At 68.3% G+C, this 16,691-nt stretch carries 12 protein-coding genes and 1 pseudogene; 5 read left to right on the forward strand and 8 right to left on the reverse strand.

The features are described from left to right. The 4 genes and pseudogenes from DB30_RS00870 to DB30_RS00885 all read right to left on the reverse strand — a co-directional run. Positions 1-242, reverse strand: a pseudogene (locus DB30_RS00870) (hypothetical protein); the annotation flags it as partial. Beyond that, complete coding sequence (locus DB30_RS00875; RefSeq protein ID WP_052546021.1) at positions 239-1,450, reverse strand: glycosyltransferase family 4 protein; 1,212 nt, start codon at positions 1,448-1,450, stop codon at positions 239-241. The pseudogene DB30_RS00870 and the gene DB30_RS00875, both read right to left, overlap by 4 nt. Beyond that, positions 1,447-2,706, reverse strand: coding sequence for an O-antigen ligase family protein (locus DB30_RS00880; RefSeq protein ID WP_052546022.1), 1,260 nt, complete (start codon positions 2,704-2,706; stop codon positions 1,447-1,449). Before DB30_RS00880 ends, DB30_RS00875 begins: the two co-directional genes overlap by 4 nt. Next, a complete protein-coding gene (locus tag DB30_RS00885; protein ID WP_146657767.1) occupies positions 2,703-4,622 on the reverse strand; it encodes a DUF4215 domain-containing protein in 1,920 nt (639 codons plus the stop codon). The genes DB30_RS00880 and DB30_RS00885 overlap by 4 nt, the downstream gene beginning before the upstream one ends. Positions 4,623-4,675: 53 nt before the next feature. Between DB30_RS00885 and DB30_RS00890 the strand changes: the two genes are divergently transcribed. Both DB30_RS00890 and DB30_RS00895 read left to right on the forward strand, forming a co-directional pair. Then, a complete protein-coding gene (locus DB30_RS00890) occupies positions 4,676-5,866 on the forward strand; it encodes a DegT/DnrJ/EryC1/StrS family aminotransferase (RefSeq protein WP_052546024.1) in 1,191 nt (396 codons plus the stop codon). Further along, positions 5,857-7,836 (forward strand): polysaccharide biosynthesis protein, encoded by a 1,980-nt coding sequence (locus tag DB30_RS00895; RefSeq protein ID WP_052546025.1) that lies wholly within the window; start codon positions 5,857-5,859, stop codon positions 7,834-7,836. The genes DB30_RS00890 and DB30_RS00895 overlap by 10 nt, the downstream gene beginning before the upstream one ends. Positions 7,837-7,839: 3 nt before the next feature. Here DB30_RS00895 and DB30_RS00900 read toward each other — a convergent pair whose 3' ends face one another. From DB30_RS00900 to pheS, 4 genes are all read right to left on the reverse strand, one after another. Then, positions 7,840-8,373: a GNAT family N-acetyltransferase gene (locus tag DB30_RS00900; protein ID WP_146657770.1), complete on the reverse strand. Its 534-nt coding sequence runs from the start codon at positions 8,371-8,373 to the stop codon at positions 7,840-7,842. Between the two features lie 282 nt (positions 8,374-8,655). Beyond that, a complete protein-coding gene (locus DB30_RS00905; protein ID WP_052546027.1) occupies positions 8,656-9,072 on the reverse strand; it encodes an amphi-Trp domain-containing protein in 417 nt (138 codons plus the stop codon). A 69-nt stretch (positions 9,073-9,141) separates the two neighbouring features. After that, entirely contained in the window at positions 9,142-11,703 is a 2,562-nt protein-coding gene (pheT, locus tag DB30_RS00910; RefSeq protein WP_052546028.1) for a phenylalanine--tRNA ligase subunit beta, read from the reverse strand. Positions 11,704-11,748: 45 nt separating this feature from the next. Continuing rightward, the gene (gene pheS, locus DB30_RS00915; RefSeq protein ID WP_052546029.1) at positions 11,749-12,837 is read right to left on the reverse strand and encodes a phenylalanine--tRNA ligase subunit alpha; all 1,089 of its coding nucleotides are present in this window, start codon (positions 12,835-12,837) and stop codon (positions 11,749-11,751) included. Between the two features lie 75 nt (positions 12,838-12,912). Between pheS and DB30_RS00920 the strand changes: the two genes are divergently transcribed. The 3 genes from DB30_RS00920 (at position 12,913) to DB30_RS41150 (ending at position 16,610) form a co-directional block, all read left to right on the forward strand. Next, entirely contained in the window at positions 12,913-13,359 is a 447-nt protein-coding gene (locus DB30_RS00920) for a hypothetical protein (protein ID WP_146657771.1), read from the forward strand. Positions 13,360-13,791: 432 nt separating this feature from the next. Next, entirely contained in the window at positions 13,792-15,108 is a 1,317-nt protein-coding gene (locus tag DB30_RS00925) for a hypothetical protein (protein WP_165703572.1), read from the forward strand. Positions 15,109-15,404: 296 nt separating this feature from the next. Beyond that, positions 15,405-16,610 (forward strand): tetratricopeptide repeat protein, encoded by a 1,206-nt coding sequence (locus DB30_RS41150; protein WP_146657772.1) that lies wholly within the window; start codon positions 15,405-15,407, stop codon positions 16,608-16,610. Positions 16,611-16,691 lie beyond the last annotated feature (81 nt).

Here is a 16,691-nt window from a genome sequence, read left to right on the forward strand (position 1 = left end):
AGCTGGCCCAGTGGTTCGCCGCGCCCGAGCTGCCAGGTCGCCGCCGCGCCCAAGCCTGCCGAAGCCAGCGGCAGCGCCAGCGCGCCAATCGCCACCGCCAGGCCATACACGCCGCGACCCTCGGGCCCCGCGGCGCGGGCGATCACCACGTTGTTGGCCAGCGCCATCACGCTCATGAGCCCCACGGCCGCGACCGAGATCAGGACATTGCGACCGTAGCTGCCGGCGCCGCTGGAGCTCACGCGGCCCTCGCGATCGCGCGGGTCAATACACCCTCGAGCGCGCGGGCGTGGTCGTTGCGATCGAAGCGCTCGCGCCCGAGCTGGGTCGCGGCAGCGCCCGCGCGGCGCAGCCAGCTTGGGTCGCTCAGCTTCGTGGTCAGCAGCGCCGCGGCCTGCTCGACGTCGCGTGGCATGACCAAGCCGCAGTCGCGCTCGCGCACGAGATCCGCCAGCCAGCCCTCGTGGTTGAGAAACACCGGCTTGCCAGCCGCGAGTCCGTCGAAGAATTTGTTCGCTGAATTGTCGTGCAGCGCCGGCAGCTGCAAGAAGGTGCTGAGCGCCCCGCTTGCGCCGGACAACAGCGCCGGGATGCTGGACTTGGGCTGCGAACCCAGCATGAAAAAATTTTGGTTCAGCACGCCAAGACGGGCCGCCTGGCGCTGGATCTGCTCGCGCTCCCAGCCATCACCCACCACCGCGATGCAGATCGAAGACCCCCGCCGCGCGAGCGCGTGCGCCAGCCTTGCCAGCCACCCCGCGCCGTTGGCCTTGCCCAAGGTCCCCGCGTAGACCAGCAGCGGTCGATCACCCAGCCACGCTTGCTCGGCCCGCCAGCGCGCGCCCGGCTGCGGCCCAACGTCGAACAGCTCGAAGTCGCAGGCGTTGGGGATCATCGTGACTTGGCCCGGCTTGGCCCCCGCGGCGATCACCCCGGCGCGCATGCCTGGCGACAGCGCGACCACCTGCGCGGCCTCGCGGTAGGCGAGACGCTCGAGTGACTTGGCCGCGGTGATCATCGCCGGGTTGCGCAGGGCGCCCATGGCGATCGGCACCGCTGGCCACAGATCCCGAACCTCGAACACGAACGGGACGCCGAGGGCCCGGGCCGCGAACATGGCTGGCAGCGCGATCGTGAGCGGCGTGCTGGTTGCGAACACCACGTCGGCACCGGTCGCGCGGGCGCGTGGCCCAGCTGAAGCGGCGAAGCGCAGGAACGCGGCGATGCGCTGGCGGTAGCTGAGGCCGTTGTCGTAGCGCACCCCGACCCGGTGGATCTCCATGCCGGCCTTGCGCTCGACTTGCCAGCCGCGCCGGTTGACCCGCAGGTCGCTGGTGATCACCGTGACCTCGTGCCCGGCCATTGCCAGGCGCCGCCCAAGCTCCCACGATCGGGTGCCGCCGCCGTCGCTGGGCTCGAGGAAGTACTGATGCAGGTAGGCGATCTTCACGGCGACCTCCGGCTGGGCTGCGGCCGCGGCAGCGCGAGGGCCAGGGCGACGCACACCAGCAGCGCGCGGGCGTCGTAGCGGCCGCCGCTGAACTGCGCGCCAACGAAGATCAGCAGCGCGAGGGCAACCCACAGCTCGCGCCCGCCAGCGCCGAGGCGCCCGAGCAGCTGAGCGCCGCGGCCCAGGTACAGCCCGAGCAACGCGACCCCGATCGCGCCGGTCTCGAACCACGCGTCGAGGGCGAGGTTGTGGGCATATGGCCAAGGCGTGGCCGCGGCGAAGCTCGCAAGCCCGTGGCCGATGATCGGCTGGCGCGCGCCACCCTCGAGCGCGATCACATAGATCTGGTCGCGGCCGCTCACGTAGCGATCTGCGACCAGCAGATCCAGCACCCGCGAGGCGAACGACGCGATCACCCGCTCGCCGAGCGGCGTCAACACCAGCAGCGCTGCGAACAAGCCCAGCCCGCCAAGCGCGACCGCGAGCCGCCGACTCAGGCGCGCGCGACCAAGCACGAGCAACAGACCGGCAGCGATGAAGGTCGAGATCATCGCCCCGCGCGAGCCCGACAGCGCGACCAAGCCCGCGGCGACGCACGCGACCCATGACCACACGGGCAGCGCGAACGGACGCGGGCGGGTGGTCGTTGCGCTGCCAAACCCAAGTGCGCGCTCGAGCGCGAGCAGGGCCAGCACCCCCATGTTGCGACCGAATACGTTCGGGCCCCCGCCGAGCACCGCCGCGCGCCCACCCATGCCACCCACGCCGCCAAGCAAGGCCACCGCGGCGAGCCCGAGCAACAGCACCAGCAAGCCATGGCGCAGCGCGGTAGCGATCCGCTCGACCCGGCTGGTTCGGGCGAGCCGATGAAGCGCGATCGCTACCGCGATCAGCAAGCCAAGCTCAATCGCCTGATCTTCGGCGAGCGCCAGCTCGGGCGCCCAGGTGATCGACACCAGCGAGAACCCCAGCCAGGCCAGCTCGGCGCCCAACGCCGTGCGCCCTCCCACCCGGCGGACGCGGCTCGGCATGAACGCCAGCGCCACCAGCACCAGCACCGCCCACACCCGCGGCTGCCAGATCGCCATGGGCTCGACCCCGGCGACCCGCGCCAGGCTCCAGCTGCCCGAGACCAGAAACACCGCGAGCGCGAGCCCAGCCAGACCCTCGCGCCCCGCAGCGTTCGACCCCGGCGAGACCGCAGGGACCGGACGCGAGCTGTACTTGGGCGCCAACATGACCTGCGAGGCGCTCACGGGTTGTAGCGGCGCAAGACCGCGTTGGTGCACGCGCCGACCTGCGTGGTCATGGCCCCCGCCACGATGAGCTCATCGTTGCCGGCGACGTCGACGGCGAACCACACATCTTCGGCGTCGGCCCCACCGCTCGCGGACTCGGTCCACAGCTCGTTGCCTTGCGCGTCGTACTTGCGGATCCACGCGTCAAAGCTGTTGAGCTGATCGCCGGGCGTCCAGTGCTGCCCAACCGCCACGAGGTTGCCCTGGCTGTCGATCGCCACCTCTTGGCCGCGGTCCGCCCACAGCAAGAATTCATCGTCGAAGGTCTGCGTCCACAGCTCGGTGCCGCCTTCGTCGAGCCTTCGCACCCAGATGTCGTGGTTGGTCGCGCCGGTCTCAAACCCGGTCAGCGCCAGGCTGCCATCCGCTGCGCGGGCGATCCCGCCAGCGCGATCCATGCCCGAGAACATGCCGTTGTGCTCGTGACTCCACTGGGTGTTGCCGGCCAGGTCCAGGCGGGCTGCCCATGCGTTTTGGTTTTGCCCCGCGACATCCAAGAAGCCCGCGACCCAGATGTTCTGGCCCGACGCGATCACATCGAGGGCGAAGTCGGCGTTGCCCACGTCGATCAACTTGGACCAGACCGCTGCGCCGTTGCCCGAGATCGCCTGGACCGAGAGGTCGTAGCCGCTATCGGGCGAGTGAATCGCCCCAACCAAGATCCCGCGGCCCAAGCTGTCGACCGCCAGGCCGTAGCCATAGTCGTTGCCCGTGCTGCCGAAGCGACGCGACCACAGCGCGTTGCCAACGGGATCATACTTGCGGACCCACTGCTCGCGCTCGCGGCCGGGCTCGTACACGTGCCCAGCAACCCACACGTTGCCCTGGGCGTCGAAGTCCACGGCCCACGCCTCATCGCAGTTGGGCCCGGTTGTCTGGGGGATCGAGCTCCAGTCCAAGCTTCCGTCGGCCTCGAACACCTGCACGATGATCTGGCAATCCGCGAGGGGATCCGGCGCCTTGCCGACCACGCCGACCGCCGCGATCTTGCCGGCCGCGCTCACGTCGACGCCATAGAAGTAGTCGCAAGAGTCCGGCCCGGCGTCGTGGGTGTGCTCCCAGATGATGCTGCCGGTCGCCTGGCAGTTGGCGTTGCAGCCGTCTAGATCGACTTGGTTGCCGTCGTCGCAGGCTTCGACTTCCTCCCAGATCACGGCGTCACCGCAGCTGGCGGCCACACAGCCGGGCAGGCACGCGTCGGTGTCGATCTCGTTGCCGTCGTCGCACTCTTCTACGCCAACGTGGACGAACAGATCACCGCAGCTGGCCTGTAGGCAGCTCGACAAGCACGCGTCGTCGTTGCTGGCGTTGCCGTCGTCGCAGTCCTCGCCGGCCTGCAAGATGCCGTCGCCGCAGCCAGGTTGGCCGCAGGCGTTGGTGCACTGGTCGTCGTCGATCTCGTTGCCGTCGTCACACGATTCGCCCGGACCCACGAAGCCATCGCCGCAGGCTTGGGCCGTGCAGTCGAGCTTGCAGGCGCCGGTATTGCTGTTTTGCGCCCCGTCGTCGCACTGCTCGCCGCCCTCGATCATGCCGTTGCCACACTCGGGGTCCGCGGGCGGATCGCAGGTGCCCTCAACGCAGACCAAGCCGTCGTCGCAGTTGTCACTGGGCCCGCAGGGGCAGCCGCTGGCGCCCTCGGGGCAGTCGCCGTCGCCGTCGCCGTCGCCGTCACCGTCGCCGTCGCCGTCGCCGTCGCCGTCGCCGTCGCCGTCTCCACCGGTCTCTGTCCCGATCGGGGTCACGGTGACGTCATCGCTGCAGCCAAGCACGGTGAGCCCGGCTGCGAGCACATACGACAGACCCTGGTCGGCGCGAAGACTCATCATGGCGACGCCAATGCATGCACCCTTGGGCATGTATCCTTCGCGCATCAATTCGACGCGAATCCAGTGAAGGATCGCAGCCCAGCGATCATGCAGGAGCCGTGGTCAGTGCTCGCCGTGCAACGTCCGAGCGCATCTACCTGTCGCCGCCCGATGTGGGCCCCGCAGAACGCGAGGCGCTGCTCTCGGCCTTCGACTCTGGTTGGATCGCGCCGCTTGGACCCCAGGTCGACGCCTTCGAGCGCGCGATCGCCTTGCGTGTGGGTCGCAGCGACGCGGCCGCCACCAACAGCGGGACCGCGGCGCTGCATCTGGCCCTGCGCCTGCTCGGCGTTGGCCCGGGCGACGAGGTCTGGCTGTCCACGCTCACCTTCATCGCCACGGCGACTCCGGTGACCTGGCTTGGGGCCGAGCCGGTCTTCATGGATAGCGAAGCGCGGACCTGGAATCTGGACCCCGAGCTGCTCGCCCACGCGCTGGACTGCGCCGCCACGCTTGGGCGGCTGCCCAAGGCGGTGATCGTGGTGGATATTTATGGTCAATGTGCCGACTACGATCCGATTGTGGCGGCTTGCCAGCGCCACGGGGTTGCCCTGGTCGAGGACGCCGCAGAGAGCCTGGGCGCCAGCTACAACGGCCGCCCGGCAGGCAGCTTTGGCAAGCTCGCGCTGGTGTCGTTCAACGGCAACAAGATCGCCACATGCGGCGGTGGTGGGATGTTGGTTGGCGACGATCCACAATTGATCGCGCGTGCGCGATGGCTGGCCTCGCAGGCGCGCGAGGACGCTGCCCACTATCAACATGAGCTGTGCGGCTACAACTATCGGCTCAGCAACGTGCTCGCGGGTATTGGCGTGGCCCAGGCTGCGCGGCTCGAGGAGCTCGTGGATCGTCGGCGAGCCAACTTTGCTCACTACGCGGCCGCGCTGGGGGACCTTCCGGGGATCACCTTCATGCCCGAGCCGCCGGGCCATCGCGCAACCCGCTGGCTCACGGTAGTGCTCGTTGATCACGATCGCTTTGGGGTGGGCCCCGAGCAGCTTCGTCTCGCGCTCGAGCGCGCAGGCATCGAGTCGCGGCCGCTGTGGAAGCCGCTTCACCTGCAGCCGCTGTTCGCCCGCAATCGCTGCATTGGCGGCCCGTTCACCGAGCAACTGTTCGAGCGCGGTCTGTGCCTGCCGAGCGGCTCCACGCTTCGCCGCGAAGATCAAGAGCGCGTGATTGCGGTCATACGCGCGTGCCACCGGGCCGCCAACCCCATGGTGTTCGTGCCAAGTGAGGCGTGCGCGTGATCCAGCGCCTGCGAGCGAGCGCCAGCACCAAGTTGGCGCTGCGTCGGCTCGCGCGGATCTTGCTCGATCTAGGCGTGCTGGCCGTGGCGCTGTGGCTGGCGTTTGCGCTGCGCTTTGACTGGAACATCCCGATTCCGTGGATGCGGCGGATGCTGCTGGTGATGCCGTGGGTGCTGCTCTGTCAGTATCTCGCGTTGGTGATCTTCAATGTACCGCGCTGCTCTTGGCAGCACTTTGGCTTCGCCGAGCTTGGCCGCTTGGGCGCCGCGATCGCGCTATCTGGCGTGCTGTTGTTGGTTGCCCGGTTCACCGCGCCAAGCATCGCCGCGGTCGTACCTTCCGCGACCCACGTGCTGGTTCCAATAGGCGCCGCCGCGGCCGACGTGGTCCTTGCCTTCGTTGGCCTGGCCGCGCTCCGGGCGATCCGCCGCGGAACCAGCGAGCGCGGCCGCAAGCGCCCGAGCACGGGCGCGCCAACCCGCTTGATCCTCGTGGGCGCGGGTGATGCCGGGATCGCCGTCGCGCGGGCCCTGGGGAGCCGCGCGGATCTGGATGCGGTCGCGTTCGTTGACGACGATCCCAGCAAGCAGGGCACGCGCATCCACGGCGTGCCGGTCCGCGGTCAGGTCAGTGAGCTCGCCAGCGTGTGTTCCCACTATCAGATCGACGAGGTGTTGATCTGCGTGGCCAGGGCCAACGGCGGGCTGGTCCGCCGGGTCACCCGCGACGTCGAGCAGCTTGGGTTGCCGGTCAAGATGATCCCCAACGTGGCAGAGTTCGTTGATGGCAGCGTCGCCGTGCAGCGGATTCGCAAGGTCGCCCTCGAGGATCTGCTCCGCCGCGACCCTGTCCAGCTCGACGACGCCGCGATCGCCCGTGACCTCGCCGATCGCACCGTGCTGGTCAGCGGCGCGGGCGGCAGCATTGGATCGGAGCTGTGCCGCCAGGTCTGCCGCTATGGGCCGCGTCGCATGATCCTGGTTGAGCGATCCGAGAACGCCCTGTTCGAGATCCACCGTGAGCTTCGGTCCAAGTTCCCGGGTATCGAGCTGACACCCGCGCTCGTCGACATCACAGAGCGCGAGCAATTGCGCCGGGTGTTCGCAACCTGGCGACCGGCGGTGGTCATTCACGCCGCCGCGCACAAGCACGTGCCCATGCTCGAGTACAACCCTGGCGCTGGGATCCTCAATAATGTGGTGGGCACCCGTACGATCGCGGAGCTGGCCGGTGACTACGAGGCGGCGTCGTTTGTGATGATCTCAACCGACAAGGCCGTGCGCCCACGCTCGATCATGGGCGCGAGCAAGCGCTGCGCCGAGCTGTTGATCCAGCGCTTGGCCCGCTTGCAGCGGCGCACCAAGTACACGATTGTGCGGTTTGGTAACGTGCTTGGATCGAACGGTAGCGTGGTTCCGATCTTCAAGGCGCAGATCGCCAACATGGCGCCGGTGACCGTCACCCACCCGGACATGGAGCGCTACTTCATGACGATCCCCGAGGCGTCGCAGCTGGTGCTGCAGGCTGCCAGCATGGGCAGCGGCGGCGAGATCTTCATCCTCGACATGGGGGAGCCGGTGCGGATTCTGGATCTTGCGAATGACCTGATCCGCCTGTGTGGTCTGGTTCCGGGTGAGGATATTCCGATCGAGTTCACCGGGCTGCGGCCGGGCGAGAAGCTGCGCGAGGAGCTATGTGGTGTCGCTGGGCTCGAGCCAACGTCGCACGCCTCGATCTTGTGCGAGCGCGAGGCGACGTGGCTTCGCGCTGAGCGGCTCGAGGGCGATCTGGCGGAGTTGATCGCGGTGGCCGAGCGTGGGGAGGCGGCGGCGATCCGCGTGGCGCTGCGGGCGATGTTGCCGGACTTTGACGACGGTGAGGCGGGCGACTGCCCGGGCCGGGCTACGCAAACGAGCCAGACGGCCGTGGGGGCAGGCATGCTGCCGGCGCTCAGCGTGGCTCACGTCTGAAGCTTAGGGCCACTCCTTGCGGAGTACGGACATACACACGACATCGTGGTATTGGCCGTTCTTGAATTGCGCTTCGCGCAGCACGCCTTCTTGGACAAAGCCGATGCGTGTGTATAACCGGTGGGCCCGTTGATTGGAGGCGAGCACCGAGAGGAACACCCGATTGAGGTTGAGCTGCGCGAACCCGAAATCTACCATCCACCGGGTTACTGCGCCGCCGATCCCCTTGCCCCACGCTGACTTCTCGCCCAGCATGATCGCAAACTCGGCGCTGCGGATGCGGTGGTCGATCTGATACAGGCCCACGTGGCCAAGGCAGGTGTCGTCTTGGATCGTGGCGATTGCGTGGACCAGTTCGTCGCTGCGGCTCTGCCGACGCGCGAGCCAGTCTTCGCCGTCGGCTTGGGAATACCCGGTGCTGAAGCCCCCGAGGGCGGCGGCGACCTCGGGGTCGTTCTTGAAGCGTAGGATCGCGGGGATGTCCCGGGGTTCTGGGCGGCGCATGTGTACGCCGTGCTCTGCGAGGGGGTAGCTCACGGCGATAGACTAGCAGGTCTTGGGAGACTACCCCGATGACCCCGGGTTGAGCACCTTCATCCCCACGTCGCGGTCGAGGCGATGGTCGTAGGCCCGGTAGACCACCGCCATGCCGCCTTCGGCGACGATCGAGCGGGCATCGACGATCGTGCGTAGCTCGATGCGATGGCTGGGGGGGCAGGCGGCCCACCCTGGCGGACGAGCGTGCGCTCGACCGCGGCCGTTCGCGCGATCGTGACCTCGGTCGAGAGCTTGGAGTGCTTCGCCACGGCCGTGGCGCCCTCAGTTGAGGATCTCGAGCGGGCGGTTGTCGTCGCTCCACTCGATCTCGAACACGATCTTGGCCTTGTCACCCTTGCGCTGGGCCTTGACCTCGACCTGCAGTTGATCGGGCGGGCTGAGCACCAGCGACTGGCCGTCTTGCTTGAACTCGAGTCGACCGGATCGGAACCCGCCGATGATCGACTCGAAGTAGGACAGAGCCTCGGTTCGCGGCATCGCGGCCTCGTAGCCGATCGACACCTTCTTGGGCTTCTTGCGCTTCTCGGACTTGGAGTCTTTGTCGTCGTCGTCGTCGTCGTCGTCGTCGTCGTCGTCGCGGCCCTCGTCGCCCTCGCTGTCGGTGGGGTTCTCGGCGGCCTCGCTGGCGTCGGTCTCGCTGGCTTCGCTGGTTTCGCTGCTCTGTTGCTCTTCGGTCATGGCTTCACCCGTGGCCGAAAGCATAGCTGAGCGAGCGCCGGGCAGCGGCGCTCGCTCTGAAACATTTGGTCAGCGGACGCGGGCGGCCGGATCGACGCGGGTGAGCTGCTCGAGCGCACCAGCGACGACCTTGTCGTGCAGGGCCTGAACTTCTGCATCGGTGACGGAGCGCTGGCCTGCACGATAGTTGAGCCGCAGCAGCAGGGCGTGGCGGCCAGCTTCGACGCCCGCGCCGCGGTAGTCCTCGATCAGCTCGATCGGGCGCCGGGGCTCGTCGGCGTTGGCCAATCGGGGTGGATCGTCGGTGCTCGAACCGGAGTCGGCGGCGGCGCTCGTGAGGGCGGCCAAGACCGCTGCGCTAGAAATGCGCTGGTCGAGATCCAGCGACAGGTCGCGGGTCGTTCCGGGGAACCGGGCGACGTCTGCAAACTGCACGGTTGGCAGGGGCGGCAGGGCCTCGAGCCACAGCTCGCCATAGCCAAGCTCGTGCTCGCTGAGGTCGCGCGCGGCCAGCAAGTCGGGGTGCAGCTCCCCAGCAACGCCGACCTGTCGATCCCCGATCCACAGCCCCACTTGCACGCCCGGGTGCAGCCACGTCCGGGGCTGCGCCGGGGCGCGGAGCTGCGCGTGCAGGCCCACGCGGGCGAGCGCAGCCGACAGATCACGAGTTACCGCGCGGGCGAGCTCGCCGGCTGGCGCCGAGCCACTCGCACGCTGGGCCCGAATCGCCGCGGCGCGATAGGGCTCGGTTGGCAAGCAGCGATCGATCTCGGCGGTTGGACCGGTGGGCTCGGCCGCCTGGTCGCTGGTGAGCGGCCACAGATACACGCGGCCAACCTCGAACAATCCGAGCGCGCGAGTGTGGCGGCCAAGGTTGTACGCGACGGCGTCCAACAAGCCGGGCAACAGGTGCGGGCGCATGCAGCCCTGCTGGAGCCGCATCGGGTTGACCGGGCGGACCAGCTGGGTCGGCTGAAAGTCGTCTGGCGAGCGAGGGGGCTCTGCCTCAGAGGCGAACAGCATGGCCTGATCTTCGGCGGTGAACGCCAGCGACACATGCTCGTGGAGATCGTTGGCGCGCAGCCCGTCTGTCAGAGCATCGGCGAGCCGCCGGACGGGATCCTCGGGCAGCACCATGAGCTCCTCGGGCGAGCTCGAGTGCCGCGCCGGGAGCTCGTCGAGGCCGTGGTGGCGCATGACCTCTTCGATGAGATCCACGTTGCGGCCCAGGTCCGGCCGGAAGCTGGGTGGCTCGCAGCGCCACGCCTGGGCGTTGCTCTGATCGAGCGTGACGCCCAGCCCTTGTAGGATCCGTGCGATCTCGTCGGCCGCGATGTCCATGCCGAGCAGGCGGCCGACGTGGTCGGGATCGAGGGTGATCGGCGCCGGCACAGGCAGCTTGGCCTGCGCGTCACAGTAGGCGACGCAGCGGGCTCCGCTGATCTGGTGGAGCAGCGAGACCGCCCGCGCCGCGGCCAGCTCGAGCTGCCCGGCGAAGTCGACCTGTCGCTCGAAGCGGTGGCTGGAGTCGGTCCGCAGCGCGTAGCGGCGGGCGCTGCGACGGATCGCCCGCGGCTCGAAGAACGCGACCTCCAGCAAGAGCCGCGTGGTCCCTTCGCCGACCATCGAGCCTTCGCCGCCCATGACCCCGGCGAGCGCCTGGGGGGCCTTTGCGTCGGCGATGACCAGGTCGTCGTCGCTCAGCTCGAGCTTGATGCCGTCGAGGGTGGTGATCGGCTCGCCCGCGGTCGCGGTGCGCACGACCACGCGCTCGCCGTCTAGCCGCTGGCGATCGAAGGCGTGCATGGGCTGGCCCGTCTCGAACAGCACCAAGTTGGTGACGTCGACGACGTTGTTGCGCGCGCGCAGGCCCACGCGATGCAGCCGCACGCGCAGCCACAGCGGCGACGCGCCCACGCTGCAGTCCTCTAGCGCATAGCCCAGGTAGCGCGGGCAGCGATCCCCGGCCTCGAGGGTGACGAGCTCGGGCATGGCCTTCGCCGTGTCGGGCACGGGCACGGGCACAGCTGGCAGGGTGAGCTCGCAGCCAAGCGCGAGCGCGAGGTCGCGGGCGACCCCGAGGTGCCCGAGCGCGTCGGGCCGGTTGGGGGTGACCGAGATCTCGATGACCGCGTCACGAATCCCGGGCACCAGATCCTGCAGCAGCGCGCCGGGCTCCCACTCGCGGGGCAAGACCAAGATGCCCTCGCCGTCGCTGCCGATCCGCAGCTCGGTCTCCGAGCAGATCATCCCGTTCGAGACCACGCCACGCAGCTCTCGCTCGCTCAGCTCGAGGCCGTCGGGCAGCACCGCGCCGACCGGGGCGAACGCGACCTTGCCTCCAACCGGCGGCAGGTTGGACGCGCCACACACGACCTGGATCGTGCGCGCGCCGTCGAACAGCTGGACGATGTTGAGCTTGCTGGCGTCGGGGTGCGGTGTGACCTCGTCAACGCGACCGACGATGATCTTGGGTAGCTCGAAGTATTCGATCCCCTCGACCTCGAGCCCGAGGTTGGTCAGGCGCGCGGCGATGTTGACGGCGCTAAATGGGTCGTCGGCGCGAAACGGGGGGGACACGTCGAGCGGACGCCCGAGCAGCTCGCTGAGCCAGGTGCATGAGAGCAGCATCTGTAATTCCGATGATTGTGATGAACGCTGAACGAGATCAGCGGATCAAGGTGAGGTGAATTGCTCGAGGACCCGCAGGTCGCCCTCGAAGTTGTGACGCAGGTGCGAGATCCCATGGCGCAGCATGGCCATGCGATCGATGCCAAACCCAAACGCCCACCCGGTGTACACAGTTGGGTCGATCCCGCACTGCTCGAGCACGGCGGGGTGGACCATGCCGGAGCCGCCCAGCTCGATCCACCCGGACTGCTTGCACAGCCCGCAGCCATGGCTGACTTGGCCGTCAAAGCAAAACGCGCACTGCATGTCGAACTCGGCGCCGGGCTCGACGAAGGGGAAGTACGAGGGCCGAAACCGGACCGCGAGGCCCTCGCCGAAGAACGCCCCAACAAAGCGATAGAGCGTGGCTTTGAGGTCCGCCATTGTCACGTTGCGATCCACATACAGGCCCTCGATCTGGTGGAACATGGGGCTGTGGGTGGGATCGTCGTCGCGCCGGAAGGTGGTGCCTGGCGCGATGATGCGGACCGGCGCGCCGTAGCGGAGCATGGTCCGGGCTTGGACCGGCGAGGTGTGCGGGCGCAGGACCAGCGACGGCGCACCCTCGCGTGGGTCGTGCTCCGGGCGGGCAATGAAGAAGGTGTCCTGCATGTCCCGCGCAGGGTGGTCAGGCTGGATGTTGAGCTTGTCAAAGCTGTAGAGCTCGGCCTCGACGTGGGGCCCGTCGACGACGTCGAAGCCCAGCCGCCGAAACACCTGCTCGAGCTCGCGGCGGGTCTGGGTGATCGGGTGCAGGGTGCCGGGCCGGGGGGGATCGGGCACGAAGGTCAGATCCACGTGGCGGCTCAGGTCGAGCTCGCGGGCCGCTTGGGCGAGCGCGAGCTTGCGACCGGCGAGGCCCTCGTCGATCGCCTGCTTGACCCGGTTGAACGCCTGGCCCAGCTCCTTGCGCTGCGCGGGCGGGACCTTGCCCATCAGCGAGCGGAGCTTGGTGACGGCGCCGTTCTTGCCGAGGAACTGAACCTGAAGATCGTAGAGCTGAGTCTCGCTGCTGACCTGCGGGAGCGCGGACTCGAAGGCGAGCAGCGCGGCGTCGAGCTGCTCTTGCGGCGATGCGGTTGCGTCTGCGGCCATGAGTTGCCGCAATCTATACGGGATTGGCTCGGAGTTCTATTACCCGCCACGACGGCGGCTGGGATGGTCTGCGGCATGGCGGCGCCCAGCGTCGAGCCCGAGCAGCTGAGCGCGTTCCTGGACCGGCACCCGTGGCCGCCGCACATGCTGGCAGGCCAGCGCGCGCCGCTCGAGTTCCTGTGGCGCTTCGAGGTTGACGCGCCGCTCGCCCGCATGTGGCCGATGCTGATCGACACCTCGCGCTTCAACCGGGCGCTGGGCCTGACCGGGATGGACTACGAGGAGCGCGGCGGCCAGCTGCATGTGACGGTGGTCAACGGCGGGTTTCGCCAGACCTGGGTCGAGGTGCCCTGGCAGTGGATCCACGGGCGCCACATGGAGGCCGTGCGCGACTACAGCGAGGGCTTTGGGCGCTGGTTCGGGCGATCTACGAGGTCGTCGAGGTCCACGACTCGAGCTCTGTGCTGCTTGTCTACTTTGGCTGGATCCCGCGCGGGTGGCTGGGCGAGAAGATCCACGTGAGGACCTCGACATTCGCGTGCGGGTGTCGCTGAATCGCGGGTCGTGTATTGCGGTGCGGTTCAACACCGAGATCGATTGCTTTGGCAACGCGGTGAACCTCGCGGCCAAGCTGCAAGGCAGCGCGGGGGCGGGGCAGGTGACCTTCTTGGCCGCGGTTCGGGATGCGCCCGGTGTGAGTCAGGCGCTCGCGGAGCTGGGGGTGGAGGTCGAGTCGCTGACGGTGTCGACCTGCCGGCGCTCGGGGGGGAGATCGAGGTGCTGCGGTGGACGGCGGAGGACGGCGTGGACCCGGCCCACTCGCAGGCGATGCCTGTTTCGCGGGGGTGACCGCTCTGGGGTCGCGGACTCAGCGCTGGCGGAGGGGGCCACGCCGTGTTGTTCTTCGAGCTGGCAGTGTCATCGTGCTACACGGGCTGTCAGCCGGGATTCTCCATGGAAAAAGACCGCCGCCGCTACTTGTTCAACCGATGCAAACCCGACGTCGCGCTGCGCCCGAGTGACGATCGCTACATCGACCTCGACGCGCGCCGGGTCCGGGGCGTCGATTGGGTGGCGCGGCTGGCCTCGCGGATCGAGCTGTCGGACGCGCCGACCTGCCAGCTGTTCACGGGGTTGCCTGGGTCGGGGAAGTCGACGGAGCTGCTGCGCCTCGCCGAGCGCCTCGAGCTCCGCGATGGGGCCAACCTGTTGGCTGTGGTCGTGTCTGCGGAAGAGGTGCTCGACCTGCTCGGGCCGATCGATGTGCCCGACATCGTGCTCGCCGTGGTGTCCGCCTGCGAGCGCACCCTGCTCGAGGCCGAGGGCAAGGACCCCGAGACCGCGATGGAGATCGGCTACTTTGCGCGACTGTGGGCGTGGCTGACGCGAACCGACGTCACCTTCACCCGGGCGGAATTCTCGGTTGAGAAGGTTGGCAGGCTGACCGCCGAACTCAAGACTCGCCCCAACCTGCGGCAGCGTTTCCGCGAGACGATCGGCGTCCACCTCAACCGGTTTCTCGCCGAGGTTCGTGACGAGCTCGAGGTCATGCAAGGTCGCGCGGTGGCGCTTGGGCATGCCGGGCTGGTCGTGATCGTCGACTCGCTCGAGAAGCTCCGCGGAACCAGACCCACGAGGGATCAAGTGCTCGCCAGCGCAGAGCGGGTGTTCTCGGACGGCGCGCCGCATCTGCAGCTGCCGGTCCACACGCTGTACACGATTCCAACTGCGCTGGTGTCTCGCAAGCGCTTCGCCCAGGTCGACTTCATTCCAATGATCAAGCTGCACCAGCATCCGCACGACGGCGGCGGGCGCTTCCAAGACGGATACGACGCCGCCATGCAGTTGCTGCTGCAGCGGGTGCCCGAGCGTGATCTGGCCGAGCTGTTTGGGGCCAACACCGAAGCGCGGGTCGAGCAGCTGATCGAGTGGTCGGGCGGATACCCGCGCGAGCTGGTTCGCCTGCTCCACGATTCATTGTTGAGCGAGACGATCCCGCTGAGTGACAGCGACTTTCGTCGCCTGCTCAACGAGGTCGGGGATCAGTACCGCAAGCTGATCCCCGCCGACGCCTTTCCGTGGCTCGCCCGGGTGGCCACCGAGCGCTACCTGACCGTGGATACGGAGGCACAGCGGCAGACGGCCGATGCCATGCTCGCCCACAACGTGGTGCTGCGTTATCTCAACGACCAGGACTGGTTTGATCTACACCCGTCAGTTCGGCAGATCCCCGGAGTGGCCGCGGAGATCCAGCGCTTGATTCGCCCATGAGGATCGGGGTCGTGTCGCTCGAGATCGGTGGGTTGCGCGAGCGGCTGCAGCCGACGATCGATCACATCGCCCAGCAGCCGGGGGCTCGCAAGCTCCGGCTTGCGTTGGACCTCTCGGACGGCTTCGTGTTTCAGGTGGTGGTCTGCAACTCGTCGCGGGCGAGCACGGCGCTGCAGCTGTGGCTGGCCGAAGTGGCGAGTCTAGATCGTGGATCGGAGGTTCCGGTCGAGCGGCTGTCGCCGTATCCCCTGGACCCGATCGCGGCTGGGCCCGCGTCGCTCGAGGCTGGAGAGCTCGTGGAGCTGGTGTTGCCGCGACTCGTGGCACCGGCTGAGGTGGGAGGGCGACTGACCTTCATCGACGCCGCGCGGGCCCGAGAGGCCGACGCAGAGGCTTGGCTCACGCTGTTCATGCGGCTCAACGAGCGTCGCAATTTGATCGCCCGCGAGCTCGGCGGGCCGCTCACGCTGCTGCTTCCGCCCACGCTCGAGACTGATTTTGCTCGGTTTGCGCCGGACCTACGGTCGATCCGCAGCGTCGCCGTCGAAGTCGACGATCTGGACGATGCGGTCTCCGGGACGGTGTTGCTGAATGCCTACGACGACGGCTTCGGGCGCGTGGAGGACATCCAGGCGCTCGCGGGCGAGGTCGAGCGGGCGCGCACGCAAGCCGAGGGCGGGGTGCCTGCTGTGCTTCGTATGTTGCGCGTGCTCTTGCTCCGACTCGTCGGTGCAAAGCGGCGCACTGGCGAACTCGACGAAGCGGAGCGGCTCCTCGATGAAGCTGGCGAGATCGATGACTCGCTCGGAGACCCGAGCGGCCGGACGGCGACACAGCTGGTGCGAAGCGATCTCCTGATCGCGCGGGGCGAACTGGACGAAGCCGCCGGCCTGATCGAGTCCGCTATTGTGGCGTTGCGTGAGGCCGGGGACGCCTGGGCGCTCGCCAATGCTTGGGGGCGACTGGCGGACATCCTGGAAGCGAGGGGCGAGCTAGACGAGGCGCTCCGCATCCGGCGAGACGAACAACTGCCTGTCTACGAACGGCTCGGGGATGCGCGCTCGCGGGCGCTGACGATGGGTAAGGTAGCGGACATCCTGCGAACGAGGGGCGAGCTAGACAAGGCGCTCCGCATCCTGCGAGACGAACTACTGCCTGTCTTCGAACGGCTCGGGGACGTGCGCTCGCGGGCGGTGACGATGGGTAGGGTAGCGGCCATCCTGTATGCGAGGGGCGAGCTAGACGAGGCGCTCCGCATCCTGCGACACGAACTGCTGCCTGTCTACGAGCGGCTCGGGGACGTCCGCGCACTCCTCGTTACCCGAGCCAACCTCGCCCTCACCTTGTCGAAACGCCAGCAACAAGCGGACTGCCCCGAGATCCACGAGCTACTCGCGCTCGCGCTGCGGGACGCCCGGCGCCTCCAGCTGCGCGAAACCCAGCAAATCGTGCAGCTGATCCGTCAACTCGGCGGGGATCCAGACGCGCCACCATTCACCTGACTTCGCTATGCTCCCACCAAATGGCCCCCCCGCCGAGACGACCCCAAGGACGAGACCCCGCTCGCAACCATCAACGCCGAC

The sequence above is a fragment of the Enhygromyxa salina genome, assembly GCF_000737335.2.
In the GTDB taxonomy this organism is placed as follows: domain Bacteria; phylum Myxococcota_A; class Polyangia; order Nannocystales; family Nannocystaceae; genus Plesiocystis; species Plesiocystis salina_C.